Annotated in this window: 25 protein-coding genes and 2 tRNA genes; 1 reads left to right on the top strand and 26 read right to left on the bottom strand. The window is 59.3% G+C overall.

From position 1 onward, the window contains the following. Position 1: 1 nt before the first annotated feature. The 24 genes from nusA to HKN06_07235 form a co-directional block, all read right to left on the bottom strand. Positions 2–1,519, bottom strand: coding sequence for a transcription termination/antitermination protein NusA (nusA, locus tag HKN06_07350; GenBank protein ID NNF61129.1), 1,518 nt, complete (start codon positions 1,517–1,519; stop codon positions 2–4). Positions 1,520–1,521: 2 nt separating this feature from the next. Beyond that, positions 1,522–1,977 (bottom strand): ribosome maturation factor RimP, encoded by a 456-nt coding sequence (locus HKN06_07345; GenBank protein ID NNF61128.1) that lies wholly within the window; start codon positions 1,975–1,977, stop codon positions 1,522–1,524. Between the two features lie 254 nt (positions 1,978–2,231). Continuing rightward, positions 2,232–2,308: transfer RNA gene (locus HKN06_07340), tRNA-Met, on the bottom strand. Positions 2,309–2,357: 49 nt separating this feature from the next. Beyond that, positions 2,358–3,794, bottom strand: coding sequence for an NADH-quinone oxidoreductase subunit NuoN (gene nuoN / locus HKN06_07335; protein NNF61127.1), 1,437 nt, complete (start codon positions 3,792–3,794; stop codon positions 2,358–2,360). After that, positions 3,791–5,308 (bottom strand): NADH-quinone oxidoreductase subunit M, encoded by a 1,518-nt coding sequence (locus HKN06_07330; protein NNF61126.1) that lies wholly within the window; start codon positions 5,306–5,308, stop codon positions 3,791–3,793. The genes nuoN and HKN06_07330 overlap by 4 nt, the downstream gene beginning before the upstream one ends. Before the next feature lies 1 nt (position 5,309). Further along, entirely contained in the window at positions 5,310–7,265 is a 1,956-nt protein-coding gene (gene nuoL / locus HKN06_07325; GenBank protein NNF61125.1) for an NADH-quinone oxidoreductase subunit L, read from the bottom strand. Positions 7,266–7,267: 2 nt separating this feature from the next. Further along, positions 7,268–7,573: an NADH-quinone oxidoreductase subunit NuoK gene (gene nuoK, locus HKN06_07320; protein NNF61124.1), complete on the bottom strand. Its 306-nt coding sequence runs from the start codon at positions 7,571–7,573 to the stop codon at positions 7,268–7,270. After that, positions 7,573–8,166, bottom strand: coding sequence for an NADH-quinone oxidoreductase subunit J (locus HKN06_07315; protein NNF61123.1), 594 nt, complete (start codon positions 8,164–8,166; stop codon positions 7,573–7,575). Before HKN06_07315 ends, nuoK begins: the two co-directional genes overlap by 1 nt. Continuing rightward, positions 8,166–8,654, bottom strand: coding sequence for an NADH-quinone oxidoreductase subunit NuoI (nuoI, locus tag HKN06_07310; GenBank protein NNF61122.1), 489 nt, complete (start codon positions 8,652–8,654; stop codon positions 8,166–8,168). Before nuoI ends, HKN06_07315 begins: the two co-directional genes overlap by 1 nt. A gap of 9 nt (positions 8,655–8,663) precedes the next feature. Continuing rightward, entirely contained in the window at positions 8,664–9,722 is a 1,059-nt protein-coding gene (gene nuoH / locus HKN06_07305) for an NADH-quinone oxidoreductase subunit NuoH (protein NNF61121.1), read from the bottom strand. Next, complete coding sequence (locus HKN06_07300; protein ID NNF61120.1) at positions 9,719–11,875, bottom strand: NADH-quinone oxidoreductase subunit G; 2,157 nt, start codon at positions 11,873–11,875, stop codon at positions 9,719–9,721. Before HKN06_07300 ends, nuoH begins: the two co-directional genes overlap by 4 nt. Further along, positions 11,872–13,173: an NADH-quinone oxidoreductase subunit NuoF gene (nuoF, locus tag HKN06_07295; protein ID NNF61119.1), complete on the bottom strand. Its 1,302-nt coding sequence runs from the start codon at positions 13,171–13,173 to the stop codon at positions 11,872–11,874. The genes HKN06_07300 and nuoF overlap by 4 nt, the downstream gene beginning before the upstream one ends. Positions 13,174–13,178: 5 nt before the next feature. Then, the gene (gene nuoE, locus HKN06_07290) at positions 13,179–13,679 is read right to left on the bottom strand and encodes an NADH-quinone oxidoreductase subunit NuoE (protein NNF61118.1); all 501 of its coding nucleotides are present in this window, start codon (positions 13,677–13,679) and stop codon (positions 13,179–13,181) included. Further along, positions 13,676–14,929, bottom strand: a complete 1,254-nt coding sequence (locus HKN06_07285; protein ID NNF61117.1) for an NADH-quinone oxidoreductase subunit D — start codon at positions 14,927–14,929, stop codon at positions 13,676–13,678. The genes nuoE and HKN06_07285 overlap by 4 nt, the downstream gene beginning before the upstream one ends. Further along, positions 14,922–15,626, bottom strand: coding sequence for an NADH-quinone oxidoreductase subunit C (locus HKN06_07280; GenBank protein ID NNF61116.1), 705 nt, complete (start codon positions 15,624–15,626; stop codon positions 14,922–14,924). Before HKN06_07280 ends, HKN06_07285 begins: the two co-directional genes overlap by 8 nt. Then, the gene (locus tag HKN06_07275; protein ID NNF61115.1) at positions 15,623–16,141 is read right to left on the bottom strand and encodes an NADH-quinone oxidoreductase subunit B; all 519 of its coding nucleotides are present in this window, start codon (positions 16,139–16,141) and stop codon (positions 15,623–15,625) included. Before HKN06_07275 ends, HKN06_07280 begins: the two co-directional genes overlap by 4 nt. Continuing rightward, positions 16,111–16,482, bottom strand: a complete 372-nt coding sequence (gene ndhC / locus HKN06_07270) for an NAD(P)H-quinone oxidoreductase subunit 3 (protein ID NNF61114.1) — start codon at positions 16,480–16,482, stop codon at positions 16,111–16,113. Before ndhC ends, HKN06_07275 begins: the two co-directional genes overlap by 31 nt. A 43-nt stretch (positions 16,483–16,525) precedes the next feature. Next, positions 16,526–16,610, bottom strand: a tRNA-Leu gene (locus HKN06_07265). Between the two features lie 20 nt (positions 16,611–16,630). After that, positions 16,631–17,044, bottom strand: a complete 414-nt coding sequence (secG, locus tag HKN06_07260) for a preprotein translocase subunit SecG (GenBank protein NNF61113.1) — start codon at positions 17,042–17,044, stop codon at positions 16,631–16,633. A 5-nt stretch (positions 17,045–17,049) separates the two neighbouring features. Further along, entirely contained in the window at positions 17,050–17,811 is a 762-nt protein-coding gene (locus HKN06_07255; protein ID NNF61112.1) for a triose-phosphate isomerase, read from the bottom strand. A 56-nt stretch (positions 17,812–17,867) separates the two neighbouring features. Beyond that, positions 17,868–19,208 carry a phosphoglucosamine mutase gene (gene glmM / locus HKN06_07250; GenBank protein NNF61111.1) on the bottom strand — a complete coding sequence of 447 codons (1,341 nt, stop codon included), beginning with the start codon at positions 19,206–19,208 and terminating at the stop codon, positions 17,868–17,870. Between the two features lie 17 nt (positions 19,209–19,225). Further along, complete coding sequence (folP, locus tag HKN06_07245) at positions 19,226–20,044, bottom strand: dihydropteroate synthase (GenBank protein NNF61110.1); 819 nt, start codon at positions 20,042–20,044, stop codon at positions 19,226–19,228. Positions 20,045–20,072: 28 nt separating this feature from the next. Continuing rightward, positions 20,073–21,986 carry an ATP-dependent zinc metalloprotease FtsH gene (ftsH, locus tag HKN06_07240; GenBank protein ID NNF61109.1) on the bottom strand — a complete coding sequence of 638 codons (1,914 nt, stop codon included), beginning with the start codon at positions 21,984–21,986 and terminating at the stop codon, positions 20,073–20,075. A gap of 54 nt (positions 21,987–22,040) precedes the next feature. Beyond that, entirely contained in the window at positions 22,041–22,658 is a 618-nt protein-coding gene (locus tag HKN06_07235) for a 23S rRNA methyltransferase (protein NNF61108.1), read from the bottom strand. Positions 22,659–22,677: 19 nt separating this feature from the next. Between HKN06_07235 and HKN06_07230 the strand changes: the two genes are divergently transcribed. Next, positions 22,678–22,950: a YhbY family RNA-binding protein gene (locus HKN06_07230; protein NNF61107.1), complete on the top strand. Its 273-nt coding sequence runs from the start codon at positions 22,678–22,680 to the stop codon at positions 22,948–22,950. Here the strand turns inward: HKN06_07230 and greA are convergent. After that, complete coding sequence (gene greA, locus HKN06_07225) at positions 22,941–23,417, bottom strand: transcription elongation factor GreA (protein ID NNF61106.1); 477 nt, start codon at positions 23,415–23,417, stop codon at positions 22,941–22,943. The two genes, HKN06_07230 and greA, sit on opposite strands and share 10 nt — an antisense overlap. Continuing rightward, complete coding sequence (gene carB / locus HKN06_07220; GenBank protein ID NNF61105.1) at positions 23,414–26,641, bottom strand: carbamoyl-phosphate synthase large subunit; 3,228 nt, start codon at positions 26,639–26,641, stop codon at positions 23,414–23,416. The genes greA and carB overlap by 4 nt, the downstream gene beginning before the upstream one ends. Position 26,642 lies beyond the last annotated feature (1 nt).

The raw sequence follows: 26,642 nt of genomic DNA, 5'->3' as shown, positions 1-26,642 counted from the left end.
ATTAAGCCTCCTGACTCTCGGCCTGCTCTTCGTCCTCGAACCAGTGCGCCCGGGCAGCCATAATCAGCTCGGCGGCCTGCTCCTGCTCAAGGTCGGTTACATCGAGCAGGTCGTCCACGGCCTGCTCGGCCAACTCTTCGCGGGTAGTAATCCCGTTTTCGGCCAGCTTGAATGCCAGCTCCTTGTTCATGCCGTCCAGCTCCAGCAGGTCGTCGGCCGGGCCGCCGGCATCCAGCGTCTCCTCCTGGGCAATGGCCTGGGTCAGCAGGTTGTCGCGCGCACGGTTACGCAGTTCGTCCACGACGCCCTGGTCAAACTCCTCGATTGCAAGCAGTTCAGAGGCCGGCACATAGGCAACCTCTTCGATACTGGAGAAGCCTTCCTGCACCAGGATGCTGGCAACTTCTTCGTCCACATCGAGCTGCTTGACGAAAAGTTCAACAAGCTGTTTGAGCTCCTCGTCGCTTTTCTGCTCGGCATCGGCCTCGGTCATTACGTTCAGCGTCCAGCCGCTGAGTTCACTGGCCAGCCGGATATTCTGGCCACGCGCGCCAATTGCCTGTGACAGTTTGTCTTCCTCTACAGCCAGGTCCATGCTGTGAGAGTCTTCATCGACAACGATTGACAGCACATCGGCCGGAGACATGGCGTTAACGACAAACTGGGCCGAATTATCGTCCCACAGAATAATGTCGACACGTTCACCGGCCAGCTCGTTCGATACGGCCTGCACGCGTGAACCACGCATGCCTACACAGGCACCAACCGGATCGATACGTTTGTCGTTACTCTTGACGGCAATTTTTGCCCGCAAACCCGGGTCGCGTGCAGCACCGAGGATGTCAATGAGACCCTGCCCGACTTCCGGCACCTCCAGCTTGAACAGCTCGATCAGGAACTCCGGTGACGTCCGGGTCAGGAACAGCTGTGGGCCGCGCGTTTCCGCAGTAACTTCGCGCAGGTACCCCTTTATGCGATCCTGCGGCCGCACCGGCTCGCGCGGGATCAGCTCGTCGCGGGCAATAAATGCTTCGGCATTGCCGCCCAGATCGATGTAAACGCCGTTACGATCAACACGCTTGACGATACCACCGACCAGCTCGCCGACGCGCTCCTGGTATTCCTCCACGACCTGCGCGCGTTCGGCTTCCCGCACCTTCTGCACGATGACCTGTTTGGCGGTCTGCGCTGCGATCCGGCCAAACTCAACCGACTCCATCGGTTCCTCGACGTAGCCGCCCGGCTCCACGTCGGCATCGTAGTCGACCGCATCCTGCATGCGCAGCTCACGATCGGGAAATTCCAGCTCGGTTGAGTCATCGGCAAACACGAGCCAGCGCCTGAAAGTGCTGTACTCGCCCGACTCGCGATCGATCGCCACACGCACGTCTATATCGTCGCCATGGCGGCGCCGCGTGGCCGATGCCAGCGCGGCCTCGATTGCCTCGAAAATGATCTCGCGGTCCACGCCCTTTTCGTTAGAAACGGCGTCTGCGACCAGCAGTATTTCCTTGTTCATGCTCATTTACCTGTGTTGTGCAGCGGCGCAAGCCTTGCCCTGGCAATAGCGCCCAGCTGCAGCCTCACTAATTCTCCGTCGCTCTCGACCAGAACTTCCTCATCCTCAATACCGACCAGGCTGCCGGTGTAGCGGCGCCGGCCCTCATGCTCTGTCGTGAGCTCGACCCTGATCCTCTCGCCGGTAAATGCGGCGAAGTGCTGCGGTTTACGCAGCACCCGGTCCTCACCCGGCGATGACACTTCCAGCACGTATTTGCCCGGCAGCGGGTCGCTTACGTCCAGCAAGGCACTCACCTCATGGCTGACCTGCTCGCAATCATCGAGCCCGATACCATCCGGGTGATCGATATACAGCCGCACCAGACCACGATTTCCGGCCCGGTGTTCCAGCTCGACCAACTCGTAGCCGAGGCCTTCTATGGCCGGCTCGAGCAGGTCCAAAAGTGCCTGCTTCATCACCAACTTACTGTTTCCAAACAAAAAGTGGGCCTTCGGCCCACTTATTCTTCATCTCCGCTCTGACCCATCCGGCCAAAGAAAAAGCCCCAGACGGGGCCTTCAACCTTTGTCCCGGCGCTGCCGGGACAGAGCTGTGCGCACCACGCCAGCCCCGCTTGCGGCGCGCATTATAGTTTAAACGGCGACCGGGCAGCAAGCCGGCCGGGAACCGTCAAAAAAAATGCCGCCCCAGGGGGCGGCATCGTTGTAAGTGGTAGCGGGGGCAGGATTTGAACCTGCGACCTTCGGGTTATGAGCCCGACGAGCTGCCAGACTGCTCCACCCCGCACCAGAGCGCGCATACTACAGAACCGGCGAGGCAGATATCAAGGCCTTTCTCAGCGCAGACCCAAGGGAATCACCTGCCCGCACAGGGCAAGCAGCGCACCCGGAAATAGTCCCAGCGCAAGCATGGCGAGCCCGTTAGCGCTCAGAACTACCCGCATGCCCAGCGCCGCATCGATGCGGCCCTCGCCGTCCGGAGCATCGAAATACATCAGCTTGATCAGGCGCAGGTAGTAAAACGCGCCAATTACGGAGAACACGACTGCGGTCACAGCCAGCCAGAGGTAACCGGCATCGAGCACGGCCGAAATGACGGCCAGCTTGGCATAGAAACCAACCAGCGGCGGTACGCCCGCCATGCTGAACATCAGCAACAGCATGATCAGCGCAAACCACGGGCTGTAATTGTTGAGACCCTTGAAATCAGCCAGCTCATCAGCTTCGAAGCCAGCCCGGCTCAACAGGATAATCATGCCGAAGGCGCCGGCTGCCATCAGCACATACACGATGGTATAGAACAGCGCCGCCTGATAACCCTGGGCGTCTGCGGCGATGAACCCCAGCAGAATAAAACCGACGTGAGAAATAGTTGAGTAAGCCAGCATGCGCTTCAGGTTGGTCTGGGCAATCGCAACGATATTTCCGACAGCCAGCGACAGTACTGCCAGCACTGCAAGCATGTCCTGCCATGTCGATTCCAGCCCGATAAGCCCTTCGCTGATGAGCCGGATGACAAGCGCAAACGACGCAAGCTTTGCCGCGCTGCCTATGTACAGTGTCGTTGAGGTTGGCGCACCGTGATAAACATCCGGCAACCACATATGAAAAGGCACGGCGCCAAGCTTGAATGCAACACCAACGAGGAGGAAGGAAAGCGCCACAACCAGACGCAGGTCGGAAGGATTGGCCGACACTGCGGTGGCAATCTCCTGCAGGTTCAGGCTGCCGGTAACACCATAGATATGCGACATGCCGTACAGCAGCGTGCCCGAGGCTATGGCTCCGAGCACAAAATACTTCATGGCAGACTCGGCGCAGATTGTCGAGTCGCGGTCAAAGGCAACCATGGCATACAACGACAGCGACAGCAGTTCCAGGCCGAGATACAGCGTGATCAGATTGTGCGCCGAGATCATCACCATGATGCCAAGCAGGCCAAACAGCCCCAGCACGAAATATTCGCCCTTCATTAACTGGCGTGCCCGCAGGTAATCGCGGGAATACAGGAACACCAGCGCGATGATGCCGTAAGCGACCATTTTCAGAACGTCGGCCATTGGCTCGGCGACGAAACTGCCGGTCAGCGTCAGCTCGCGCCCGGTGCTGCGAAAGATGAGTGTCAGTGCTGCGGCACCAACGAGCGTCAACATCGACAGCCAGTACGTATAGTTGCGCCGCTTGTCAGCGTACAGGTCCACCACGAGCACCAGACACGCCATCGTGGCAACGAAAATTTCCGGCCAGACGTGCGTGAGGTCAGGCATAGTCATATGGCACCTGCCTTCGACTGCATCATGTGCTGGATCAGGTTATCGATCGTTCCGTGCATGACATCAACAAGCGGGGCCGGCCAGACACCCAGCGCAATAACCGATACTGCAAGCGTGCCAAGCACAAAAAACTCGCGCCGGTTGAGATCGGTGAGCGCCGCCACCTTTTCGTTGGCGATTTCCCCGAAGATCGTGCGTTTTATCAGCCACAGCATGTAGGCCGCGCCCAGTATCAGCGTCGTTGCCGCCAGAAACGCAAACCAGAAATTGGCCTTGAAGCTGGAAAGGATGATCATGAACTCGCCGACAAAACCGGAGGTACCAGGCAAGCCGGCATTGGCCAGGGCGAACAAAACCATGAAAGCGGCGAATTTTGGCATGGTATTGACCACGCCACCGTAATCGCCTATCTGGCGCGAGTGCATCCGGTCGTACATTACGCCGACGCAAAGGAACAGCGCCCCGGAAATCAGCCCGTGGGAAATCATCTGCACCATGCCGCCTTCCAGGCCCAGCGCGACGCCACTCAGGCCACCGGTGCTGCGCAGGATGGTAAACGGGATGAACAGGCCCAGCGTGACAAAACCCATGTGCGCGATCGAAGAGTAGGCAATGAGCTTTTTCATGTCCTGCTGCACCAGTGCAACAAAACCGATATAGACAATGGCAATCAGGGAAAGCAGGATCAGCAGCCAGTCAAAACTCTGGCTGGCATCGGGCGTGATCGGCAGACTGAAACGCAGAAAACCGTAGCCACCCATTTTCAACATGATGGCCCCCAGGATAACCGAGCCCCCTGTCGGCGCTTCGACGTGAGCATCCGGTAGCCAGGTGTGCACCGGAAACATCGGGATCTTGACGGCAAACGCCACCAGGAAAGCAAGAAAAATCCACTTCTGCTCCTGCAGACCCAGCCCGACGGCGTGCATATCCAGTATTTCGTAACTGCCGGCCTGGAAGTACAGGTAGATCAGGCTGACCAGCATGAACACCGAACCGAGAAAGGTGTACAGGAAAAACTTGATGGTGGCGTACACACGATTGGGCCCGCCCCAGACACCGATGATAATGAACATCGGAATCAGCATCGCCTCCCAGAACACGTAAAACAGCATTGCATCGAGGGCGCAGAAAACGCCGATCATGATGCCTTCCATGATCAGAAAGGCTGCCATGTACTGTGCGGTCTTGTCCTTGATGACCTCCCAGCCGGCAATGACAACCAGCACTGTCATAAAGGTGGTCAGGAGGATCAGCGGCAGCGAGATACCGTCGATACCGAGATGATAATTAACGTTGTAAGTATCGATCCATGGCACGAATTCCTCGAACTGCATGGCGGCCGAGGAAAACAGCGATGGCTGCCACAGCAGCAGGCTGATGGCGAAAGTAATGATCGAGACACCCAGCGCGAGTTGCCGCGGCAGCGCCTCGCCGCCACGGGCAGCGAGTAATACGGCAATACCGCCGACGATGGGCAGCCAGGTAAGCGTACTGAGTATCGGGAAGTCCATATCAGCCCCGCACTATCAGCCAGCCCAGCAAGGCTGCCAGCCCGATGACCATGGCAAATGCATAGTGATACAGGAAACCGGACTGGATGCCGCGCATCACGCCGGAAATCCAGCCGACCGTTTTGGCAGAACCGTTGACCACTGCCCCGTCAATCAAAGTTTCGTCCCCGACCCGCCAGAACAGGCGTCCGGCCTGCTGCGCACCGTTGGCAAAGACCTGCTGGTTGAGCTCATCGAAGTAATACTTCCGGTCCAGCAGCCGGTAAAGCGGGCTTATGGCAGTAGCAATGCGACCTGGCAACTCCGGCCTGCGCAGGTACAGGAACCAGGCGACAAACACGCCAGCCAGCGCAAACCATAGCGGCGGCGTCTGTATTGCGTGAGTGATCATGCCCAGCGGGCCATGCCAGCCCTTGCCCAGCTCGGTCAGGACGTCATGTTTTGGCAGCACCGATATTGCGCCGCCGAACCAGCCCTCGAATAACAACGGACCGATGGTCAGCGCACCAATGATTACCGACGGGATAGCCAGCAGAATCAGTGGCCCGGTCACCACCAGTGGGCTCTCTTTCAAATGCGATCGCGTGTGCTCATCAAAGCGCTCCGGGCCGTGGAACACCAGAAAGACCAGCCGGAAGCTGTACAACGCGGTGATGAACACGCCGCTCAGGACTGCCCAGTAAACAATATTTGCGCCCGGCAGTAACGACAGGTGCACCGCCTCGATAATCGCGTCCTTGGAAAAGAATCCGGCAAACCCGGGAAACCCGATAAGGGCGAGGCTGCCCAGCAGCGAGGTCCAGTAGGTAATCGGCATGTGCCTGCGGAGACCGCCCATCTTGCGAATATCCTGCTCGTGGTGCATGCCGATGATCACCGAGCCGGCGGCCAGGAACAGCAGTGCCTTGAAAAAGGCGTGTGTCATCAGGTGAAAGATGCCGGCCGCATAGGCCGACACACCCAACGCGACAAACATGTAGCCGAGCTGCGACAGGGTCGAATAGGCAATGATGCGCTTGATGTCGTTTTGCACGATACCGACCAGGCCCATCAGGAATGCTGTCAGTGCGCCAATCGTCAGCACCGTCACCAGGGCCACTTCCGATAATTCAAACAGCGGCGACATGCGTGCAACCATAAAGATGCCCGCTGTGACCATGGTCGCCGCGTGTATCAATGCCGAGATTGGCGTGGGGCCTTCCATCGAATCCGGCAGCCACACGTGCAGCGGAATCTGGGCACTCTTGCCCATCGCGCCGATGAACAGCAGGATGCAGGCCACCGTGATCGCCGACCACTGCGTGCCGGAGAAAATCTCCAGGGTCCCCGACGCAAGGCTGGCCGAGTCTGCGAACACCTCGCCATAGTCGAGGCTGCCGGTGAAATAGACGATGGCCGCGATACCCAGCACGAAGCCAAAGTCGCCCACGCGGTTGACGAGAAAAGCCTTCAGATTGGCAAAGATCGCGGTGGGCTTCTTGTACCAGAAGCCAATGAGCAGGTAGCTGACGACACCGACTGCCTCCCAGCCAAAGAACAGCTGCAGGAAGTTGTTCGACATCACCAGCATCAGCATTGCGAAGGTGAATAGCGAGATATAGCTGAAAAAACGCTGGTAGCCATCGTCTTCGCGCATGTAACCGATGGTGTAGATATGCACCATCCACGACACAAAGGTAACGACTGCCATCATCAGCGCCGACAGCCTGTCGATCAGGAAACCGACCTCCATCCGCAAGCCGTCACTGACCATCCATGTGTAGATGGCATCGTTGAACACTGGCCCATCGGCCTGCATGGTCTGCCACAACACCCATGCCGACAGGAAAAACGACAGGCCGACGGCCAGGATCGTCACCCAGTGAGCACCGGCGCGCCCAATGCGCCGGCCAAACAGGCCCGCGACGGCTGATGCCAGTAGCGGCGCGAGTACGATTGTCAGTAGCGCTGCTTTCAACGTCAGCCCTTCATCAGGTTGAGATCGTCTACATCGATACTGCGCCGGTTACGGAACAGCACCACCAGGATCGCCAGACCTATGGCCGCCTCGGCAGCGGCCACAGTCAGAATAAAGAACACGAAGACCTGCCCATCAATGTTGTTGAGAAAACGGGCATAAGCGACAAAATTGAAGTTGACGGCAAGCAGCATCAGCTCGATGCACATCAGCAGGATGATGACGTTCTTCCGGTTGAGGAAAAAGCCGGCTACTGCCAGGCTGAACAGGATCGCCGACAGCATCAGGTAATGATTCAGGCCGATCATCAGCGCTTCTCCGCCGGCATGGACACCATCCGGATGCGGTCTTTCGCGCTGGTGGCCACCTGCTCGCTGATATTCTGCGCTTTCACCCCTGCCCGCTTGCGCATGGTCAGGGCGATAGCCGCCACGATGGCAACCAGCAGGATCATTGCCGCCAGCTCGAAGGCATAGACATGATCGGTATAGAGGACCTTGCCGAGCTCTTCGGTATTGCTGTAGCCGGAGCCCGGCAGCGCTACCTTTTCCGGCGCCGGACCCGTCCGCGCCAACAAGACATACCCGATTTCTGCCACTACGATGAAAGCCACCAGTCCGCCGAGCGGCGCATAACGAGTGAAACCCTCGCGCATCTGCTCGGTGTTGATGTCCAGCATCATCACCACAAACAGAAACAGCACCATCACGGCACCGACATAGACGAGCACCAGCACGATGCCGAGAAACTCCGCTTCGATCAGGATCCACAACACGGAGCTGGTGACAAAGGCCAGAACCAGGCACAGAGCCGCATACACCGGGTTACGAAAACTGATCACCCCGATGGCCGCGGCGACCAGGATTGTTGCAAACAGGTAAAAAACTCCGGTTTCGATCATTAGCGGTAGTCCGCGTCCGCTGCTTTGTCAGCCGCTATCATCGCTTCGTATTTCTCGCCGACCGCAAGCAACTTGTCCTTTGTCATGATGTTGTCGCCCCGATTTTCCATGTGGTACTCGTGGATGCGTGTTTCGACGATGGCATCTACCGGGCAGGCCTCCTCGCAGAAACCGCAGTAAATGCACTTGAACAGGTCAATGTCATAGCGGGTGGTGCGACGCGTCCCATCATCGCGGACGTCTGATTCGATAGTAATGGCAAGCGCCGGGCAGACGGCCTCGCAGAGCTTGCACGCAATACAGCGCTCTTCGCCATTGGGATAGCGGCGCTGTGCGTGCAGGCCACGAAACCTGGGTGACTGCGGTGTCTTCTCTTCCGGGTACTGGATAGTCACTTTTGGCCGCAGCATGTTGCGCAGCGTGACGGCCAGGCCACCACGCAGCTCGGTTAACAGCAGGGTTTTTGACCAGTTCTTTAATGTACTCATTACAAAAACTCAGTTGAACCACGGCGGCACGTCGAACGCGACCAGCACACCCAATACCGTAAGCCACACGATGGTTACGGGGATAAACACTTTCCAGCCCAGCCGCATGATCTGGTCATAGCGATAGCGCGGAAATGTCGCCCGAAACCACAGGAAGCAGAACAGGAAGAACGATGTTTTTACGGCCAGCCAGAAAAAGCCGGGCGCACCGAGGATTGTGTTGCCAACCAGCGGCCAGCTCTCGAACGGCGACAGCCAGCCGCCGAGAAACATCGTCGCGACCAGCACGCTGATTAGAATGATATTGGCGTACTCGGCCAGGAAGAACAGCGCAAACCCCATGCCGGAGTACTCGACATGAAAACCGGCAACGATTTCCGACTCACCTTCGGCGACATCGAACGGTGCGCGGTTGGTTTCGGCGACGCCGGCAATGAAATAGACAATGAATAGCGGGAACAGCGGAATCCAGAACCATGTCAGCAGGCCACCACCGGCCTGCGCCTCGACGATTTTGCCGAGATTCAGGCTGCCGCCGGCCATCAGTACGCCCACCAGGGCAAAACCCATGGCGATCTCATAGGCGACAATCTGGGCAGCCGAACGCATGGCGCCAAGGAAAGCGTACTTGGAATTGGTCGCCCATCCAGCCAGGATCACGCCGTAAACGCCAAAAGATGTAAGTGCCAGCACAAAAAGCAGGCCGGCATCGATATCAGACAGCACGAATTCGGGCGACAACGGCACGACCGCCCATGTCGCAAAAGCCGGAATCAAGGCAAGCAGCGGCGCAATGACAAACAGGAAGCGATTGGAATTGCGCGGGACGACAATTTCCTTGAACAGCAGCTTGAGCACATCGGCAAATGGCTGCAGTAATCCGTATGGCCCGACCCTGTTTGGACCAATGCGTGACTGCATGAAACCGATAATGCGGCGCTCGGCCAGAGTCAGGTAAGCCACGCACAGAATCAAAGGCACCAGCACGATCACAATTTTTATTGTGATCAACGTCGTTGCCAGCAGCGGCTCGGGCAGAAAGCCCAGCAGTGATTCCAGCCAGCTCATGCGCTGCCGCCTTCCCTGCCTGAGCGGGTACGCTGCAGCGGTCGTGAACGACGCACCAGCGAGTCTGCTGCATAAAGCGGCACGTCTGCGGGCATCTGGTCTTCACTGTACTGCGCACCGTTGAACATCGGCACGCCACTGGTACTGCTGTCGGCGCGAATCGGCCCGATATCAGCCCGGGCAGCCGCCAGCACTTCACCGGCGTCGCGGTACTCGTAACCCGACAATCCCAGCTGGTTGCCGAGAACCCGCAGCACTTTCCAGCCCGGGCGCGCCTCACCAACCGGCCGTGCAACACCAGAGAAAGTCTGCAGGTCGCCCTGCAGGTTCACAAAACTGCCGGCCGTCTCGGCAAAGGTGCCGATGGGCAGGATCACATCAGCATATTCGACCGCCGTCGGGTCAAGCCATGGCGAAAACATCACTACAAACGATGCCTCGCGTAACGCCTCGATCGCGGCCTGCCCTTCTGCCGTGTCATGCTGGGGCTCGAAGCCGAACAGAACATAGGACGCACAAGGCTCTGACAGCATCTGGCGCGCGGTCTTGCCTGGCGCCTGCGCAGCAGCTCCGCCCGGGCCACGATGCGGCACCATCCCGGCAAGATATGCTCCCGCGGCATTGGCGCCGTCCGGCAGGCAGCCGACGGTCGCACCGGACAGTTCAGCAATTGCACCGGCCAGCGCACGCAACTGTGCAAAACCGGGGTGGCGACAAGACAATGCGCCGAGAACCAGGTGCGACTTGTCTCCTTTAACCAGAGATTCCGCGATGGCACGGATCGGCCCGTCGGCACTGCCCCGCTCGACCGACAAGCCGGAACTGCGCCCGCTTGCCTGCTCAACCGCGCCGAGCAATGCGGCCAGCTGCGTGTGAAGTGCCGTTAGTGGCGCGGCTGCATAAGCATGCACCGGAAACAGGTACTCGTAGTCTGGCGGGTTAACAATGCTGACCTGAGCACCGGCCAGCGCCGCTTTGCGGACGCGGTGCGCCAGTATTGGTGCCTCGTGCCGGATGTTACTGCCGATGATCGCTATTGCATCGGCCTGCTCCAGTGCGGCAAGCGTAACCCCCAGCGTCGGGAATTGCGGATCGTTTGACTGGTCGCTCAAATCGGACGCTCGCAGACGGTGATCGACGTTGTTACTTTCGAGGTCCCGCGCCAGTTTCTGCAGCAGGTAATGCTCCTCCAGCGTCGCTCCAGGCGCTGCCAGTACGCCCAGTTCGCCCTCGGTCGGGCGCAGGCGTTCTGCCACACGATCCAGTGCAGCCGACCAGCTTACGGGCCGAAACTCGCCGTCGACGCGAAACACTGGTGTCTGCAGGCGATCGTCACTATAGATGCCCGCATAGCTGAAGCGATCGCGGTCCGAAATCCAGGTCTCGTTCAGCGATTCATTTGGCCGCGGCACGATGCGCATCAGCCGGCCCTGCAGCACATGCGCGTAGAGGTTGCTGCCAACGCTGTCGTGCGGTGAAACGGTTGCCTGCTGGATCATTTCCCACGAGCGGGCGCGGAACCGAAACGGACGCGAATTGAGAGCGCCCACCGGGCACAGGTCAATCACGTTGCCGGACAGCTCATGATCTACGCTGCGCTCGATATAGGTGCCGATTTCCATGTTCTCGCCGCGACCGAGCGTACCGAGTTCCTGCAACCCGGCAACTTCTTCGGTAAACCGCACGCAGCGTGTGCAGTGAATACACCGTGTCATGTCGGTCGAAACCAGCGGGCCGATGTCCTTGTCAGGTACAACCCGTTTGCGTTCCTGGTAGCGGGAAATATCGCGGCCGAAGCCCATTGCCAGGTCCTGCAGCTCGCATTCACCACCCTGGTCGCAGATCGGGCAGTCCAGCGGGTGATTTATCAGCAGGAATTCCATTGTCGCCCGCTGCGCGGCGATCGCTGCGGGTGACTTGGTGTGCACCTTCATGCCTTCGGCGACTGGTGTGGCGCACGCCGGCAGTGGCTTGGGTGCCTTTTCAACCTCGACCAGGCACATCCGGCAGTTGGCTGCTATCGACAGCTTGTTGTGATAGCAAAAACGCGGGATGTAAATGCCGGCATCATCTGTCACCTCGATGATCATGGCACCCTTGCTGGCCGTCAGCTCGACGCCGTTGACCTCCAGTTTTACCTGGTCGTCACTCATGCGGCTGCCTTGCCGTTTGTTTCGACGATGCTCTTGCCGCCATTTTCAATCATGTACTGGAACTCGTGCCGGTAGTGTTTCATGAAGCTCTGTACCGGCCAGGCCGCGGCATCGCCAAGCGCACAGATGGTATGGCCCTCAATCTTGTTGGCTACATCTACCAGCATGTCCATATCCTCCGGACGTCCGGCGCCGGCCATGATGCGGCGTATTACACGGTTCAGCCAGCCGGTGCCTTCGCGGCATGGCGTGCACTGTCCACATGATTCGGCAAAGTAAAAACGCGAGATGCGCTCGAGCATGCTGACCATGCAGGTGGTCTCGTCCATGACAACTACGGCACCGGTGCCCAGCGCAGAGCCGGCCTCGCGCAGTGCCTCGTAGTCCATGTTGACGTCCAATATGTTCTCGGCCGGCATCACCGGGACCGACGAACCACCCGGGATCACTGCCTTGAGCTTTCTGCCGTGCCAGACGCCGCCGCAGATCTCCAGCAGGTCCCGGAACGGCACGCCCATCGGCAATTCGTAGTTGCCGGGCTTTTCTACATGCCCCGACACCGAGTAAATCGCGGTACCGCCGGACTTGTCCGGGCCCAGCCCGGCAAACCACTCTGCACCGTTGCGCAGGATCGATGGCACCGATGACAGCGTGTACGTGTTGTTGACGGTGGTCGGCTTGCCATACAGCCCGTACTGCGCCGGAAAAGGTGGCTTGAAACGTGGCTTGCCCGGCTTGCCTTCCAGTGATTCAAGCAGACCGGTTTCCTCGCCACAGATATAGGCGCCCGCGCCGACAAACATGTGCAGGTCAAAGTCGATTCCCGATCCCTGCAGTTGCTTGCCCAGCAGGCCGGCAGCGTAGGCCTCGCGCAGCGCACCTTCAAAATGCGGCACCGGCTCGGCATAAAACTCGCCGCGGATATAGTTGTAGCCGACGGTCGCGCCCATGGCGAAACCGGCAATGGCCATACCTTCTACGAGGGCATGCGGGTTGTAACGCAGGATATCGCGGTCATGGCAGGTGCCCGGCTCGCTTTCGTCGGAATTGCAGACTATGTATTTCTGCACCGGCGCGTTGCGCGGCATGAAGCTCCACTTGAGACCGGTCGGGAAGCCAGCACCACCGCGGCCACGCAAACCGGAGGCCTTGACGATATCAATGACTTCTTCCGGAGAAAGCTCGCCGCGCAGTATGCGTTCCCAAGACTGGTAGCCGCCAATACTGCGATATGTCTCGATGCTCCACGGCTGATCCAGCCCCAAAGTTGCGAATGCGACCAGGTTCTTTTTCTCCAGCCAGTTCACTCCAGCCCCTCCAGGATCTCATCGACCTTCTCCGGGGTGAGATTCTCGTAATAGACATGGTCGATCATCATCATTGGCGCGTTGTTGCACGCAGCCAGACATTCTTCTTCCTGTTTCAGGAAGAACTTCCTGTCGGGCGTGCTTTCACCCGTCTTGATACCCAGCTTGTTCTCGATGTGCTCGACGATTTCCGCAGAGCCGCGCAGATGACACGAGATATTGGTGCACACAGAAATGTGGCAACGCCCGACAGGGTTGGTCTCGAAAATCGAATAAAAGGTCGCAACCTCGTAGACCTGAATGGGTGTCAGGTCGAGATACTCGGCCACCGCGTCCATCAGTTCGGGGGTGAGAAAACCGTCATTCTCGTGCTGCACGGTGCGCAACGCCTCAATCACGGCAGAGCGCTGGCGGCCCTCCGGGAACTTCGCCACCCAGTGATCTATGACCTGGCGGGCATGCTCCGACAACCGCGTCTTTTTGGGGTTGCCGCTCATCGATCGATCTCGCCGAACACGATATCCATGGTGCCGATTACGGCTACAACGTCTGCCAGCATGTGGCCACGCACCATCTTGTCCATTGCGGAAATATGCGCGAACCCGGGTGCGCGCACCTTGAGCCGGAATGGCTTGTTTGCACCGTCGGAGATGATGTAGCAACCGAACTCCCCCTTGGGGTGCTCAATCGCCGCATAGGCCTCACCGGCTGGAACGCAATAACCCTCGGTAAACAGCTTGAAGTGATGAATCAGCGACTCCATGTCGTCTTTCATTTCTTCGCGGGCCGGCGGCACGATCTTGTAGTCATCGATCATCACCGGGCCCGGGTTGGCACGCAGCCACTCGATACACTGCCGAATAATCCGGTTTGATTCACGCATCTCGACCATACGCACCAGGTAACGGTCGTAGCAATCACCATTGGTGCCGACTGGAATGTCGAAATCGACTTCGTCGTAGCTCTCGTAGGTCTGCTTCTTGCGCAAATCCCATGCCACCCCGGAACCGCGCAACATTGGCCCGGTAAACCCGAGCGCCATGGCCTCTTCCGGCGTAACAACACCGATGTTAACCGTGCGCTGTTTCCAGATACGGTTGTCGGTAAGCAGCGTTTCGTACTCATCCACGCAGGCTGGAAAACGTTCCGTAAAGTCCCAGAGAAAATCCAGCAGCGAACCACTGCGTTTTTCGTTCAGCTCGTCGACTTCTTTCTGGGTTTTCCATTTTGACGGCTGATACTTGGGCATCTGCTCCGGCAGGTCGCGATAGACGCCCCCGGGCCGGTAATAGGTCGCATGCATACGGGTGCCCGACACGGCTTCATAGCAGTCCATCAGGTCTTCGCGTTCGCGGAAGCAATACAGGAACATCGTCATGGCGCCGATATCCAGGCCATGGGCGCCGAGCCACATCAGGTGATTGAGGATCCTGGTGACCTCGTCAAACATCACCCGGATGTACTGGGCGCGTTTTGGCGCCTCGATGCCAAGCAGCTTTTCGATCGCCAGCACATAGCCATGCTCGTTACACATCATCGACACGTAGTCGAGCCGGTCCATGTAGCCGATGCTCTGGTTGAACGGTTTGCTTTCAGCCAGCTTTTCAGTGCCCCGGTGCAGCAAACCGACGTGCGGATCAGCCTTGTGAATGACCTCGCCATCCATTTCGAGCACCAGGCGCAGTACGCCATGGGCCGCCGGATGCTGCGGGCCGAAGTTCATGGTGTAGCTTTCAATCTCACGCATCGGTGTCTGATCCTGTCGGCCGGTCCGTCAGCTCACCGGAATACCGGTTGTCGTCGCGTATTACGCGCGGCACCAGCGTGCGTGGCTCGATGGAAACCGGCTGGTACACCACCCGCCCTTTTTCCGGATCGTATCGCACCTCGACGTTGCCGATCAGCGGGAAATCCTTGCGAAATGGATGACCGATAAAGCCATAGTCGGTGAGCAAGCGGCGCAAATCCGGGTGGCCGTCGAAGAGGATCCCATACAGGTCAAATGCCTCGCGCTCGTACCAGTTGGCCGAGGGCCATACATTCACCACCGAGTCGATCATTGGCATGCTGCCGTCAGTGCAGTAAGCACGCAGACGTATGCGTGCGTTACGACTGATTGACAGCAGGTGGTAAACCACAGCAAAGCGTCGCTCGTTGACTACCCCCTTGTCGGCAGCCCGATGCACCGCGCGACTGAAACCACTTTCGGTGGCATCGCTTGTTTTCCACTCAACTTCGCCATAACCGAGGTAATCAACGCCGACCAGGTCGATCAGCATCTCGAAGCCAAGCTTGTCACGCAGCGTCCGCGCCACTTCGAGCAGGCGCCCAGAATCGTACAGCTCCGCCGTCAGCTCACCATGCTCGACTACAGCGGCCTTGATTGCATCGCCGCAATGCCTGATCAGACTGTCAGCCGTTTGTTGCTCGACCGACTTGTTCATGCCTGGCGCGCGATGGTGTGAGTGCGACGTATCTTCTTTTGCAGCTGCAGCAGGCCATACAAGAGTGCTTCGGCGGTGGGCGGGCAACCCGGCACATAGACATCTACAGGTATGACCCGATCGCAACCGCGCACGACAGCATAAGAATAGTGGTAATAGCCACCACCGTTGGCACAGGAGCCCATCGAGACGACCCAGCGGGGTTCGGGCATCTGGTCATACACCTTGCGCAGCGCCGGGGCCATCTTGTTGACCAGCGTGCCGGCAACGATCATCACGTCGGACTGACGCGGGCTTGGTCGAAAAATAATGCCAAAACGGTCGGTGTCGTAGCGCGAGGCGCCAGCCTGCATCATCTCTACCGCACAACATGCCAGCCCAAAGGTCATGGGCCACATCGAGCCGGTGCGGGCCCAGTTCATGACCGCATCGATCGAGGTCGTGACGAACCCGCGATTTGGGGCGGAATCAGTGGTTGTTTCTTCTAATCCCACTCTAGCGCCCCTTTTTTCCATTCATATATAAAGCCAACGACCAGTACGGCGATAAAAATCGCCATTGCCAGCAGCACAAACACCTGGGTGCCCTTGTCGGCAAAGTCATCCAGCGCAACGGCCCACGGAAACAGGAAGGCAATCTCGAGATCGAAGATAATGAACAGGATCGCGACCAGGTAGTAGCGCACGTCAAATTTCATGCGCGTATCTTCAAACGCCTCGAAGCCGCACTCATAGGGCGAGAGCTTCTCCGCGTCCGGGCGACGCGGACCAAACAGGAAGCCCAGAAGGAGCAGGACCGAGCCCAGCACTCCGGCTATGGCCAGGAATATCATGATCGGAACGTAGTTCTGCAGCATGTTGCCCGAGGATCCCCAACCCTAATTTAAACGACTACGATTCTGGTGCCGATGGCCGGACTCGAACCGGCACGGCTTGCGCCACTGCCCCCTCAAGACAGCGTGTCTACCAATTCCACCACATCGGCATGTGCGATTTTCTGCGCCGCTACTGCGGCGGCTCAGTGCCGGTGTCCTCCACCGGCGGTGTTACCGGCAGGCTCAACTCCGGCAACTCCGGAAGTTGATCCGGCAATCCGTCCGGAAGATCACCCGGCAGCGGCAGCAGATCTGGCGCACCCTCCACCGGTGCCTGTTCCACAGCCTGCTCCAGCACGCTCGTCGGTGCCTGCTTGCCGGCCATGTAAGCCAGCGTCATGCTGGTAGCGAAGAACAAGGTCGCAAGTACCGCGGTAAGTCGCGTCAGGAAAGACGCCGAACCGCCGGCACCAAACACCGTGCCCGATGCGCCTGCGCCAAATGCGGCGCCGGCCTCGGCACCCTTGCCGCGCTGAATCAGAATCAGCGCGATCAGAGCGACTGACAGGAGTACGTGACCGATAGATACGGCTTGATTAATCATTACATTCAGACCGGTGTGCCGGCCGCCTCACAAATCGCCAGAAATTCTTCTGCCTTAAGGGACGCCCCGCCGATGAGTCCACCATCGATATCGGGCATGCCAAACAGCGCCCGGGCATTGTCGCCCTTGACGCTTCCGCCGTACAGAATCTGCAGTTCGCCCGCTATTTTATCATCCTCTGCGGCAAGCAGCTCCCGCAATATCCGATGAACGTCCTGGGCCTGCTCGGGGGTGGCGGTCCGCCCGGTTCCTATTGCCCAGACCGGCTCGTAGGCCAGCACCGCACCGGCAAAGGCGCCAATCCCGGCCGCGTCGATCACGGCCTGCACCTGCTCGCATACCACCTTGTTGGTGATACCCGCATCGCGTTCCTCCAGCGACTCTCCGACACAAAGCACCGGCGTCAGACTGGCATCCTGGGCGGCACAGAAATTTGCTGCCACAACCGCATCGTCGTCACCATACATGGCACGCCGCTCCGAATGACCGACGATGACATGACTGCAGCCCAGGTCGGCCAGCATGGATGCTGATACCTCGCCGGTGTGGGCGCCGGCCGGATTTGGATTGAGGTGCTGCGCACCCAGGGCTATACCCGATCCGTCCAGCTGGCGCGAAGCCTCGTCAAGGTAGACATAGGGTGGGCAGATCAGCACGTCGACGTTCCACGAGCTGCCCAGGCCATCGCGCACGGCGCCGATCAGCTCGCGGGTCATCTCCCGCGAACCATGCATTTTCCAATTTGCTGCAACCAGCGGTTTTCTCATGAGTGAGGCACCGGAACAAAATAAACGCGAGAGGTTATCACTTAACAGCCGGGGCGTCAGGCCTCTGCCGCTGCCGCATTCCTCACCACGGTGGCAAGCTCCTCGGCATAGTTGCTGACAATCGAATCATTCTGGCCCTCCACCATCACGCGGATGACCGGCTCGGTGCCCGAAGCCCGCAAAACCACCCGGCCATTGTCCCCCAGAGCCTGCTCGGTTGCTGCCACCGCGTCCTGGACGACCTGCGACTGATCGACCGGAAAACGGCGCTCAACCCGCACATTGATCATGCGTTGCGGGAACCGGCGCATCGGGGCAACCAGCTCCGCCAGCGGCAGGCGGGTACGCCGGACAGCCTCCAGGACCTGAATTGCCGCAACGATACCGTCGCCGGTAGTTGTGCGATCGAGACACATGATATGGCCCGAGGTCTCGCCCCCAAGTACCCCGCCTGTCTCGCGTAAGGTCGCCAGCACGTTGCGATCACCCACGGCTGCGCGATGAAACTCGATCCCCATTCCCCTGATGGCCTGCTCCAGGCCGAGATTGGACATGACGGTCCCGACCACCGGACCCTGCAGCTGACCGGCGTCACGCCGCGACATCGTTATTGCATACAACAGCTGGTCACCGTCAATTACCTGCCCGGTATGGTCGACCATAACCAGGCGATCGCCATCCCCGTCAAAAGCAATGCCGAGGTCGGCCTCCAGCGCGGTAACAGTGCTTTGCAGCATGCCGGGCGCCGTTGAGCCGCAGCCGTCGTTTATGTTCTTGCCGTTGGGGGAACACGCGATCGTTACAACATCGGCGCCAAGATCGGCAAAAACCCGTGGGGCGATCTTGTAGGTTGCACCGTTGGCGCCATCGACCACCACGCGCATGCCGGACAGGTCAAGCCGTTCGGGTGTGGACTGCCTGCAGAAGTTGACGTACGCATCAACCGCATCGTAGCGGCGCTCGGCCCGCCCGAGTCGCGATGATTCCTGCGTCACCGGGGTGTCATCCAGCAGCGCTTCGATCTGACGCTCGACGTCGTCGTCGAGCTTGCGCCCTTCACGATCGAAAAACTTGATGCCGTTATCATCGAAGCGATTGTGCGAGGCACTGATGACAACACCAAAATCAGCACCGAGCATTCGGGTCAGGTACGCAATGCCGGGCGTCGGCATCACCTGCAGCAGCTTTACATCGACGCCGGCGGCAACAAATCCGGCCTCCAGGGCTGATTCAAACATGTACCCGGAAATCCTGGTGTCTTTGCCAACCGCGACGCTGCCACCATTTGGCGCCAGCACGCGCCCGGCGGCACTGGCCAGGCGCACAGCGAACTCCAGAGTCATCGGGCTTACGCCGACCGTGCCGCGCACCCCGTCGGTGCCAAATACCTGCCCCATCTGTTACTCCGATCTGGTTATCGTGCGCCGGCGACGGCAGCAGCAACTTTCACTGCATCGGCTGTCGCGGCGACATCGTGTGCACGAATAATACTGGCCCCGCCGGATACGGCCAATGTTGCCAGTGCCAGGCTTCCGGCCAGACGCTCGTCGACGGCCCGATCCAGCAGCTGACCCAGCATCGACTTGCGTGACAGCCCGGCCAGCACCGGCTGACCCAGCTCGCACAGCTGTGACAGGCCGCGCAACAGGGCGAGATTATGTTCAAGAGCCTTGCCAAAGCCGAAACCCGGGTCCACCACGATGCGTTCGCGCGCGATGCCCGCCGCTCGGCATGCCTCGATACGCTGGCCGAGAAAATCGCGTACTTCCGTCACTACATCATCGTAAGCAGGCGCCTGCTGCATGGTGCGTGGCGTGCCTTTCATATGCATCAGGCAGACGGCGACGTCGCTGTCGGCACAAACCTGCAATGCATCCGTCCCGCGCAGGGCCGCGACGTCATTGATCATGTGCGCGCCGGCTGTAATGGCCGCACGCATGACCGGCGCCTTGCTGGTGTCGACCGAGACCAGTCCCGGTGCAGCCTGCAGCAATTGCTTCACCACGGGGATAACGCGTGAAATTTCCTCGTCGGCCGGCACGGCGTCGGCACCAGGCCGGGTTGACTCGCCGCCGATGTCGATAATTACCGCGCCCTGCTCACGCATCGCGACCGCGTGCGTCACGGCGGTGTCGAGCCGGTCGAAACGGCCACCGTCGGAAAACGAATCGGGCGTGACATTCAGCACGCCCATGACAACCGGTTCTTCCAGGCCGAGCACCTGGTTACGCATCAGTAGCTTCACGCCGGAAGTACGCGCGTCAGTGCTGTGATGCAGGCCCGCCAATGGGATTGTCCGGTTCACCCAGCCCGGACTCGACTGGCGGTGGTGGCGCGCCCGGCTCATCCCAGCCCTCGGGCGGCCGTGGCTCCCGCCCGGCCATGATGTCCTTGATCTGCTCTTCGTCGATGGTCTCGAACTTGATCAGACCCTTGGCCATCAGGTGGAGCTTGTCCGTATTCTCGTTGAGGATGCGCTCGGCACGCTCATAGTTCGCGTTAATCAGCGAGCGTATTTCCTCGTCGATAGTATGCGCCGTCACGTCCGATACATGCTTGTGCTGCGTGACCGAACGACCGAGGAACACTTCACCATCCTCTTCGCTGTACGTCAGCGGTCCGAGCTTGTCGGACAAACCCCACTTGGTCACCATGTTGCGGGCAATCTCTGTGGCGCGCTCGATATCGTTCGAAGCACCGGTGGTGACGGCATCGGCACCAAATATCAGCTCTTCTGCAATGCGACCGCCGAACAGGCTGGAAATCTGGCTCTCGAGGCGTCGTTTGCTGTAGCTGTAACGATCTTCCTCCGGCAGGAACATCGTGACGCCAAGCGCACGCCCGCGGGGAATGATGGTTACCTTGTATACCGGATCGTGCTCGGGCACGTTGAGCCCGACAATTGCGTGTCCGGCTTCATGGTATGCGGTGAGTTTTTTCTCATCTTCACTCATCACCATGGAGCGCCGCTCGGCACCCATCATGATCTTGTCCTTCGCCTTCTCGAACTCTTCCATCGTCACGGTGCGCTTGTTGGCACGCGCGGCAAACAGCGCCGCTTCATTAACAAGGTTGGCAAGATCAGCACCGGAAAAACCAGGCGTGCCACGGGCAATGATGGAAGGCCGCACATCGTCGGACAGCGGCACCTTGCGCATGTGTACTTTCAGAATCTGTTCACGACCACGCACGTCCGGCAGCGGCACGACCACCTGCCGATCGAAACGTCCCGGGCGCAGCAGCGCCGGGTCCAGCACGTCGGGGCGGTTTGTGGCGGCGATAACGATTACGCCTTCGTTACCTTCAAAGCCATCCATTTCCACCAGCAGCTGGTTCAGTGTCTGTTCGCGTTCGTCGTGGCCACCACCAAGGCCGGCGCCGCGATGACGGCCGACGGCGTCGATTTCATCGATGAAAATGATGCATGGTGCATGTTTCTTTGCCTGGTCGAACATGTCACGCACACGTGAAGCGCCGACGCCGACAAACATCTCGACAAAATCAGAACCCGAAATAGTGAAAAACGGCACTCGCGCTTCGCCGGCAATTGCACGCGCCAGCAAAGTCTTGCCGGTGCCCGGCTGACCCACCATCAGCACGCCACGCGGTATCTTGCCGCCGAGGCGCTGGAACTTACTGGGGTCTTTAAGAAACTCGACGATCTCGCTTACTTCTTCCTTGGCCTCTTCCACGCCGGCAACATCAGTGAAATTGACGTTAACCTGGTCTTCACCAAGCAACCGCGCCTTGCTCTTGCCAAACGACATCGCACCGCGACCGCCCGCGCCGCCCTGCATCTGGCGCATGAAATAGACCCATACGCCGATCAGCAGCAGGATCGGGAACGACGATATAAACAGCTGCATCAGCCAGGTCTGCCGCTCCGGCTCCTTGGCGGCGAAACTGACGCCCTGCTCGTGCAGGTCGCCGATCAGCGCCTTGTTATCGGTTTCGGGACTGTAAGTAACAAAACTCTGGCCTGAGCGAAGCTGGCCGGTGATGGTTTCGTCGTCAATAAGCACTTCCTGGATGCCATTAGCCGACAGCTCATCCAGAAACTCTGAGTAGGTGATGGCCTTCATCCGCTCGGCGGCCGGACCAAAGCTCTGGAACACCGACACCAGCACGACGGCGATGACTACCCAGAGAATGATGTTTTTTGCAAGATCGCTCAAAATTGGTACTCCGAAGTGTGCACGTAAGTCCTTGACGCACTTGGTTAGACACTACTACACCTTATAGTTTCTCGCCACAAGGTACGTCTCACGGCTGGCAGGCCGCGAGGCGGCAGGTTTACGCACTGCAACCGACTTGAATGCGCGCCGGATCTCACGCACGTAGTCGTCAAAACCGGCACCATGAAACAGCTTCACTACCAGCGAACCGCCACGCCCCAGCACATCGAATGCAAGATCCCTGGCAAGCTCCGCCAGTGCCATGGATCGCGGCTGATCGACCACCCTCACCCCGCTGATATTGGGGGCCATATCGGACATAACAAGGTCTGCCTTGCCATCCAGTGCAACCATCAACTGCTCCAGGACTGCGGCATCGTGGAAATCGCCCTGTATAAATGTAACTTCTGGTAACGGATCCATCGGCAGCAGGTCGACCGCGACGATGCGTCCCTTGCCCTTCAGCCGGTGCGCAGCATACTGACTCCAGCCACCCGGCGCCGCACCCAGGTCGACCACCGTCATGCCGGGCCGCAGCAGGTGCTGCCGCTCATCGAGTTCGCTGAGCTTGTAAACAGCGCGCGAACGCCAGCCCTCGGTGCGTGCCCGGCGCACCCACGGGTCCTTCTCCTGCGCGCTGCGCCAATGCCGGCTCTTGCTACGGCGCTTCATGGTGCACACAATCGGGGTTATGAAAGAACAGGAAAAGAAACGACTGCGCGGCCTCGGACACAAGCTCAGGGCAGTTGTCATCATCGGCGCTGCCGGACTGACACCCGCGGTAAACGCTGAAATTGACCTGGCGCTGGATGCTCATGAGCTGATAAAGGTGAAAGTGCGCGTCGGTGATCGGGTTGAACGGGACGATGTTATCGGCAGGATCTGCAATGACAACGCAGCCATCCTGATCCAGCGGGTCGGCAACACCGCGCTGCTGTATCGCAAGCGCCCGCCTCAGACGTAACGCACCTCGACTATTTCGTACAGCCGCTTGCCACCGGGCGCAGCAACTTCGACTTCGTCACCTTGCTCGCGCCCGATCAGTGCCCGCGCGATTGGCGAGGTGACTGAAATGAGGCCCAGGTTGATGTCGGCTTCCTCCTCGCCGACTATCTGGTAGGTCACCTGCTCGTTCGCTTCGATTTCCAGCAGATCTATCGTGGCACCAAATACCACCCGCGAACCCGGGTCGAGCGTAGCTACGTCAATAACCTGCGCATTGGACAAGACCCACTCCAGCTCCTTGATGCGCCCTTCCATAAAACTCTGCTGCTCACGCGCCGCATGGTACTCGGCGTTTTCCTTCAGATCGCCATGTTCGCGGGCAACGGCGATCGCCTGGATAATTTTCGGGCGCTCTTCTTTTTTCAGCCGGGAAAGTTCGGCGCGCAGCGCATCGGCGCCACCGGATGTCAGTGGAATCCTGCTCATGCCACCAGCTCCCGATGCATGTCCTGCAGCCGATTGACATCAGCCGTATCGATGTAATCCAGCGCGCGACAGGTGGCAATTGCTGCCGTTATCGTTGTGTAGTAAGTCACCTTGTTGTGTACCGCCTGGCGACGGATCGAGTCCGATTCGCTGATTGCCTGCTTGCCCTCGGTCGTGTTGACGATGAGGTCGATTTCGTTGTTCTTGATCATATCAACTATGTGTGGCCGTCCTTCGCGTACCTTGTTCGCTCCACGGCAGCGCAACCCGGCCTCGGCCAGAGCCTGCGCAGTACCGTGAGTGGCGATCAGCTCGAAGCCGCGTGATACCAGCAACCTGCCCAGCTCGATCGCGGCCGGCTTGTCCCGGTCGCGCACACTCAGGAGCGCGGCCCCCTGCAGGGGGAGCTCGACACCCGATGCCAGTTGCGCCTTGGCGTAGGCCTCGCCAAATGACTGGCCGGTGCCCATGACTTCGCCAGTCGACTTCATCTCGGGGCCAAGTATCGGATCGGCGTCAGGGAACTTGATGAACGGGAACACCGATTCTTTCACCGAATAATACCGCGGCATCGGCTGATCACCTGCGCCCAGATCGCTCAGGGTACTGCCTGCCATTACCCGTGCCGCAATTTTTGCCAGTGGTACACCCGTCGCTTTCGAGACAAACGGGACGGTACGCGACGCTCGCGGGTTTACCTCGAGGATGTAGATATCGTCGTTTTGTATCGCGAACTGGGTATTCATCAGGCCGCGCACGTTGAGCCCGTGCGCCAGCGCCCTCACCTGTTCGCCGAGCTGTTCCTGCTGCTCCTTGCTGAGACTGGCCGGCGGCAACGAACAACCTGAGTCGCCTGAGTGCACGCCAGCCTGCTCGATATGTTCCATGATCCCGCCGATCATTACTGACTCGCCGTCGCAGATGGCGTCGACATCAACCTCCACGGCCATGTCGAGGAAGCGGTCGAGCAGCACCGGTGCCTCGTTGGAAACCTCAACGGCATTATCGATGTACTCGGCCAGGTCATGCTGGTTGAAAACAACCTCCATCGCGCGACCGCCCAGTACATACGAAGGTCTTACAACAAGTGGGTAGCCCACTTCTTCGGCAAGCAACAGGGCATTTTCCTTGTCACGCGCCGTGCGATTGGCGGGCTGGAGCAAACCCAGCTGCTCGATCAGCTGCTGGAAACGTTCGCGATCCTCAGCCAGGTCAATACTGTCTGGTGACGTGCCAATGATCGGTACGCCGGCACTTTCCAGATCACGCGCCAGCTTCAGTGGCGTCTGCCCGCCATATTGCACGATGACGCCGACAGGCTGCTCACGGTGCACAATTTCCAGCACGTCTTCCAGCGTCAGCGACTCGAAGTATAGGCGATCCGAGGTATCGTAATCGGTCGAGACTGTCTCGGGGTTGCAATTGACCATGATGGTCTCGAAACCGTCATCGCGCAGAGCCAGCGCTGCATGGACGCAGCAATAATCAAACTCGATGCCCTGGCCTATTCGATTCGGCCCGCCGCCGAGGATCATGATCTTGCGCTTGTCAGTAGGCTCAGCTTCGCATTCTTCATCGTAGGTCGAGTACATGTAGGCGGTGCCGGTGGCAAATTCCGCCGCGCAGGTATCGACTCGTTTGTAGACCGGCCGGATATCCAGCTCGTGGCGGCGCGCACGCACCTCGTGCTCGTCTGACCCGATAAGCGTTGCAATACGCCGGTCAGAAAATCCCTTGCGCTTCAGGTCACGCAACCGGGCCGTATCAAAATCTGCTGCAGACCGGCACTGCAACTCCTGCTCTGTAATTACCAGGTCTTCGAGCTGGGCGAGGAACCACGGGTCGATGCAGGTCAGCCGGTGGATCTCTTCAAAGCTCATACCACGACGGAATGCATCCGCGGTGTACCAGATTCGTTCGGCACCGGGCTGGCGCAACTCATGGCGCAGGCGCAGGTCGGCCTCGCCCGGCTCCATGTCCTGCCGCAGCAGCTCGTCAAGACCATCGGAACCGGTTTCCAGCCCTCGTAGTGCTTTTTGCAGCGACTCCTGGAAAGTGCGCCCCATCGCCATAACTTCGCCGACCGATTTCATCTGTGTCGTCAGCCGGTCGTTGGCCTGCGGAAACTTCTCGAAAGTGAAACGCGGAATTTTCGTAACAACGTAGTCAATTGACGGCTCGAACGAAGCCGGCGTCAGCCCGCCTGTAATTTCATTGCGCAACTCGTCCAGCGTGTAACCGATGGCCAGCTTGGCGGCGACCTTGGCGATTGGAAAGCCGGTTGCCTTGGAAGCCAGCGCCGACGAACGCGAGACGCGTGGGTTCATTTCAATAACAATCAGCCGGCCATCTTCAGGATTGACCGCAAACTGCACGTTGGAACCACCGGTTTCCACGCCGATCCGCCGCAGCACGGCCAGCGACGCGTTGCGCATTACCTGGTATTCCTTGTCGGTGAGCGTCTGCGCCGGCGCTACCGTTATGGAGTCGCCGGTATGCACGCCCATAGGATCGACGTTTTCGATGGAACAGACGATGATGCAGTTGTCTGCCGTGTCGCGCACCACCTCCATCTCGTATTCTTTCCAGCCCAGCACCGATTCTTCGAGCAGCACTTCGGTGGTCGGTGACATGTCCAGTCCACGGGCGACTATTTCCTCGAACTCCTCGCGGTTGTAGGCGATACCGCCACCGGTACCGCCGAGGGTAAAGGACGGCCGGATAATGGTCGGAAAGCCTATTTCAGGCTGCACTGACAACGCCTGGTCCAAATCGTGCGCCAGCCGGGCGCGTGGCACTTCCAGACCGATGTCGCCCATTGCCACACGAAACTTTTCGCGATCCTCGGCGGTGTCGATCGCCTCGCGTGAAGCACCGATCAGTTCCACACCGTGTTTTTCCAGCACTCCCTCGCGCACCAGGTCAAGCGCACAATTAAGGCCCGTCTGCCCGCCCATGGTCGGCAGCAAAGCGTCGGGCTTCTCCCGCTCGATGACTCGTGCAACGTGGCGCCAGTGCACCGGCTCGATATAAACCGAATCGGCCATTTCCGGGTCGGTCATTATCGTTGCCGGGTTCGAGTTGACCAGCACCACGCGCAGACCCTCCTCACGCAGCGCCTTGCAGGCCTGTGCGCCGGAATAATCAAACTCACACGCCTGGCCGATCACGATCGGGCCGGCGCCAATAATCAGCACACTGTTGATGTCGTCGCGCTTTGGCATG

It is taken from the genome of Gammaproteobacteria bacterium (assembly GCA_013003425.1).
Lineage (GTDB): Bacteria > Pseudomonadota > Gammaproteobacteria > Steroidobacterales > JABDKV01 > JABDJB01.
Note: the sequence above shows the minus strand (reverse complement) of the source record. Positions and strands in the feature narration are given on the sequence as shown.

What these genes read in the sequence shown, in the direction of transcription:
- nusA (NNF61129.1), bottom strand. Translation starts at nt 1,519, where the DNA reads ATGAACAAGGAAATACTGCTGGTCGCAGACGCCGTTTCTAACGAAAAG.
- HKN06_07345 (NNF61128.1), bottom strand. Translation starts at nt 1,977, where the DNA reads ATGAAGCAGGCACTTTTGGACCTGCTCGAGCCGGCCATAGAAGGCCTC.
- nuoN (NNF61127.1), bottom strand. Translation starts at nt 3,794, where the DNA reads ATGACTATGCCTGACCTCACGCACGTCTGGCCGGAAATTTTCGTTGCC.
- HKN06_07330 (NNF61126.1), bottom strand. Translation starts at nt 5,308, where the DNA reads ATGGACTTCCCGATACTCAGTACGCTTACCTGGCTGCCCATCGTCGGC.
- nuoK (NNF61124.1), bottom strand. Translation starts at nt 7,573, where the DNA reads ATGATCGGCCTGAATCATTACCTGATGCTGTCGGCGATCCTGTTCAGC.
- HKN06_07315 (NNF61123.1), bottom strand. Translation starts at nt 8,166, where the DNA reads ATGATCGAAACCGGAGTTTTTTACCTGTTTGCAACAATCCTGGTCGCC.
- nuoI (NNF61122.1), bottom strand. Translation starts at nt 8,654, where the DNA reads ATGAGTACATTAAAGAACTGGTCAAAAACCCTGCTGTTAACCGAGCTG.
- nuoH (NNF61121.1), bottom strand. Translation starts at nt 9,722, where the DNA reads ATGAGCTGGCTGGAATCACTGCTGGGCTTTCTGCCCGAGCCGCTGCTG.
- HKN06_07300 (NNF61120.1), bottom strand. Translation starts at nt 11,875, where the DNA reads ATGAGTGACGACCAGGTAAAACTGGAGGTCAACGGCGTCGAGCTGACG.
- nuoE (NNF61118.1), bottom strand. Translation starts at nt 13,679, where the DNA reads ATGAGCGGCAACCCCAAAAAGACGCGGTTGTCGGAGCATGCCCGCCAG.
- HKN06_07285 (NNF61117.1), bottom strand. Translation starts at nt 14,929, where the DNA reads ATGCGTGAGATTGAAAGCTACACCATGAACTTCGGCCCGCAGCATCCG.
- HKN06_07280 (NNF61116.1), bottom strand. Translation starts at nt 15,626, where the DNA reads ATGAACAAGTCGGTCGAGCAACAAACGGCTGACAGTCTGATCAGGCAT.
- HKN06_07275 (NNF61115.1), bottom strand. Translation starts at nt 16,141, where the DNA reads ATGGAAAAAAGGGGCGCTAGAGTGGGATTAGAAGAAACAACCACTGAT.
- ndhC (NNF61114.1), bottom strand. Translation starts at nt 16,482, where the DNA reads ATGCTGCAGAACTACGTTCCGATCATGATATTCCTGGCCATAGCCGGA.
- secG (NNF61113.1), bottom strand. Translation starts at nt 17,044, where the DNA reads ATGATTAATCAAGCCGTATCTATCGGTCACGTACTCCTGTCAGTCGCT.
- HKN06_07255 (NNF61112.1), bottom strand. Translation starts at nt 17,811, where the DNA reads ATGAGAAAACCGCTGGTTGCAGCAAATTGGAAAATGCATGGTTCGCGG.
- glmM (NNF61111.1), bottom strand. Translation starts at nt 19,208, where the DNA reads ATGGGGCAGGTATTTGGCACCGACGGGGTGCGCGGCACGGTCGGCGTA.
- folP (NNF61110.1), bottom strand. Translation starts at nt 20,044, where the DNA reads ATGCGTAACCAGGTGCTCGGCCTGGAAGAACCGGTTGTCATGGGCGTG.
- HKN06_07235 (NNF61108.1), bottom strand. Translation starts at nt 22,658, where the DNA reads ATGAAGCGCCGTAGCAAGAGCCGGCATTGGCGCAGCGCGCAGGAGAAG.
- HKN06_07230 (NNF61107.1), top strand. Translation starts at nt 22,678, where the DNA reads ATGAAAGAACAGGAAAAGAAACGACTGCGCGGCCTCGGACACAAGCTC.
- greA (NNF61106.1), bottom strand. Translation starts at nt 23,417, where the DNA reads ATGAGCAGGATTCCACTGACATCCGGTGGCGCCGATGCGCTGCGCGCC.
- carB (NNF61105.1), bottom strand. Translation starts at nt 26,641, where the DNA reads ATGCCAAAGCGCGACGACATCAACAGTGTGCTGATTATTGGCGCCGGC.